At 64.5% G+C, this 1,968-nt stretch carries 3 protein-coding genes; all 3 read left to right on the top strand.

What is annotated here, in order from left to right; all coding sequences use genetic code 11:
• Positions 1–34 precede the first annotated feature (34 nt).
• Positions 35–307, top strand: a complete 273-nt coding sequence (locus EOA33_RS39950) for a hypothetical protein (protein WP_245482520.1) — start codon at positions 35–37, stop codon at positions 305–307.
• Positions 308–402: 95 nt separating this feature from the next.
• Positions 403–1,515 (top strand): pyridoxal phosphate-dependent aminotransferase, encoded by a 1,113-nt coding sequence (locus EOA33_RS33945; protein WP_126055734.1) that lies wholly within the window; start codon positions 403–405, stop codon positions 1,513–1,515.
• A 120-nt stretch (positions 1,516–1,635) separates the two neighbouring features.
• Entirely contained in the window at positions 1,636–1,920 is a 285-nt protein-coding gene (locus EOA33_RS33940) for an acylphosphatase (RefSeq protein WP_127407597.1), read from the top strand.
• Positions 1,921–1,968 lie beyond the last annotated feature (48 nt).

Below are 1,968 nucleotides of genomic sequence, written 5' to 3'. Positions count from 1 at the left end.
GAGATTGACCGGCGCTGCCGGGATCGCCGTCGTCATGATGTTTGCCGATATGGTCGACGCGGTTGCCCCGTTCGCCTCCTTCGTGGGCGACGCACAGGCGAAAGTTGGCCGTCCGCTCACGCCTGGCAGCGTCGCAGGGGTCGCAAGGCGTACCACACGCAGAACAATCCGCCGTACGACTATCTACGTGACCAGGCTCCCCGCAGCGTGCGTGAAGACCACGATCGACGGCACAGTGCTGTGGCACTGTGGCAGCAGGTACTATCAGCCCTACGGCGGACGCTACGTCGTCGTCCACATAAATTGAGCGGAAGTGACGTCCGGTCCTGAAGAGGCGATGGAACTTGCACCTGCCACTCCCTCACGCTAGCAAGAGGTCCCTTTCTCAGCGAGCCTCTTGCCATGCGCCTGCGCCCTCCCCTTACGCCGATCATCGCCGCGCTTCCCTCGACGGTGCCGTTTGTCGGTCCGGAGGCGCAGGAGCGCGACCGCGGGCACGCCTTCCGCGCGCGCATCGGCGCCAACGAGAGCAGCTTCGGGCCCTCGCCGCGTGTCATTGCCCGCATGACTGCGATCGCCGGCGACATGTGGATGTATTGCGACCCCGACAATTTTGACCTCAAGCAGGCCGCGGCCGCGCATCTCGGCGTCGGCGCCGACAATGTGGTGGTCGGCGAAGGCATAGACGGGCTGCTCAGCCTGGTGGCGCGTATGTTTGTGGCGCCGGGCGACGCGGTGGTGACCTCGCTCGGCGCCTACCCGACCTTCAACTTCCATGTGGCCGGCGTCGGCGGAAGGCTGGTCGCGGTGCCTTACGAGAATGACCGGGAAAGCCTGGACGCCCTGCTCGCGGCGGTGGTCAGGGAAAAGGCGCCGCTGGTCTACCTTTCCAACCCCGACAATCCGATGGGCAGTTGGTGGGAGGCTGCAGAGATCATTCGCTTCATCGAGGCGCTGCCCGAGACCACCATGCTTGTGCTCGACGAGGCCTATGGCGAGCTTGGGCCAGCCTCGGCGCTGCCGCCGATCGACGTGTCCCGCCCGAACGTCATCCGCATGCGCACCTTCTCAAAGGCCTATGGGTTGGCCGGCATACGTTGCGGCTACGCGGTGGCCGAGCCGCAGGTGATCCGCGATTTCGAGAAGATCCGCAATCATTACGGCGTCAGCCGCATGGCGCAGATCGCCGGTGTCGAAGCGCTGGCCGACCAGGCCTTCCTGGAAAGCGTGGTGGCGCGCGTCGCCGCCGGCCGGCGGCGCATTGCCGCAATTGCCGAGACCAACGGGCTGAGGCCCCTGCCCTCGGCGACCAACTTCGTCACCATAGACTGTGGCAGTGACGGCGCCTTCGCGATGAAGGTGCTGCAAGGACTTTTGTCGCGCGACGTGTTCATCCGCAAACCGATGGCGCCGAAGCTCGACCGCTGCATAAGGGTCAGCGTCGGACTTGATCACGAGCTCGACATCTTCGCCGAAGAACTGCCCGGCGCGCTGGCTGCGGCGCGGGGGAACTGACAGCGGCGCGGCGCCGCTGGTCCAGGCACCGAGCCGAGCTCCAACAAATCGATAGCAATACCCCCTCAAGCCGGTTGCTTTCGCTCGATTCCGCGCCAGACTCTGTGCAGGGAGCGAGTCATGGCCAACCAGCAAAGGGCAGTGCGGGCCAGCGTTCATGGCAGGGTGCAAGGCGTCAGCTACAGGGTCTGGACGCGGAGCGAAGCCGTGCGGCTCGGGCTCACCGGCTGGGTGCGCAACGAGAGCGACGGCACGGTGACGGCCATGCTCGCGGGAACCGACGCTGCCGTTTCGACAATGATCGACCGTTTGTGGCAAGGGCCAAGGGGTGCCGTGGTCTTGAAGGTCGAGATCGAGCAAATGGAACCGCACAGCCCACCCGTTGACTTCCGGATAATCGCCTAGTCGCCCCTTGAATTAATTGAACGTTTGTTTTATTAATAGAGTAAGGAG

This window comes from Mesorhizobium sp. M4A.F.Ca.ET.050.02.1.1, from assembly GCF_003997725.1.
Classification (GTDB): domain Bacteria; phylum Pseudomonadota; class Alphaproteobacteria; order Rhizobiales; family Rhizobiaceae; genus Mesorhizobium.
The sequence above is the reverse complement of the archived record's forward strand: the minus strand, read 5'-3'. Positions and strand labels throughout refer to the sequence as shown.